Source organism: Catellatospora bangladeshensis, from assembly GCF_016862575.1.
Taxonomy (GTDB): domain Bacteria; phylum Actinomycetota; class Actinomycetes; order Mycobacteriales; family Micromonosporaceae; genus Catellatospora; species Catellatospora bangladeshensis.
Map to the genome: position 1 here is coordinate 1 of NZ_BONF01000102.1, position 1,135 is coordinate 1,135.

At 69.3% G+C, this 1,135-nt stretch carries 1 protein-coding gene; it reads left to right on the forward strand.

Annotated elements, in window-relative coordinates:
• Positions 1-62 precede the first annotated feature (62 nt).
• On the forward strand, positions 63-1,130 hold the full coding sequence (locus Cba03nite_RS39415; protein WP_203757693.1) for an IS30 family transposase: 1,068 nt from the start codon (positions 63-65) through the stop codon (positions 1,128-1,130).
• Positions 1,131-1,135 lie beyond the last annotated feature (5 nt).

Sequence of the window (1,135 nt, forward strand, 5' to 3'; positions counted from 1 at the left end):
CGGTTTCAAACGGTCCGTGCAATTGGTCGTTGACCAAGGCACGGACCGTTTGAGGAGCGGGTGTGGCGAAGGCTCATGTGCTGACGGCGGGTCACCGCCAGGTGATCGAGAACATGTGGGGGCTGGGTTCGACATATGCCCAGATCGCGACGGTGGTCGGGGTCGCGGTGTCGTCGGTGTGGCGGGAGATCCGCCGGTCCAACTCCAGCCGCCACGGGGTGAAGAACCCTTTGGGCGCGACACGTGGTGGGCTGTACCGGTGGGGCTATCGCGCCGGGTGGGCCGAGGCCAAGGCCGGTGAGCGCCGCAAACGGCCCAAGGCCCGGCGGCTGGGTGACGGGCCGGTGCGTGATCAGGTGGTGCAATGGCTGAGGCTGCGCTGGTCGCCCACCCAGATCGCAGGCAGGTTGCGTACCGAGTTCACCGACCGGCCGGAGATGCATGTGTCGCACGAGACGATCTATCAGGCCGTCTTCCTGCAGACCCGCGGCAGTCTGCGGGAACTGCTCGACGACGCGCTGCGCAGTGGCCGTGGCGCACGCCGCAGCCAGTCCCGGGCCGCGCAGGCCGCGCGTAAGGCGCTTAGCGGAAGGCCCTGGGTCACCGAGGACATCCACATCGCCGCGCGCCCGGCCGAGGCCACCGACCGGGCCGTGCCGGGGCACTGGGAAGGTGACCTGGTCATCGGCCGTGCCGGCACCTCGGGAATCGTGACGCTCGTGGAACGCAGCACCCGTTACGTCCTGCTGGGCGCCCTGCCCGGCGGCCGGACCAGCCCCGAGGTCCTCGACGTGGTCCGTGACCTGCTAGGCCGCCTGCCCACGCATCTGGTGCGGTCGCTGACCTGGGACCAGGGCAACGAGATGGCCGGCCACGCCGCGTTCACCCTGGCGACCAAGTGCCCGATCTACGTGTGCGACCCCCACGCCCCCTGGCAGCGTGGCACCAACGAGAACACCAACGGGCTGCTGCGCCAGTACTTCCCCAAAGGCAAGACCGACTTCCGCACCATCGACCAGGCCCACCTCGACACCGTGGCCGTCGAACTCAACGGCCGCCCCCGCCAGACCCTCGGCTGGCAGACACCAGCCGAGGCCCTGGAACGGGTACTCGTTGCACCGACCGTTTGAAACCG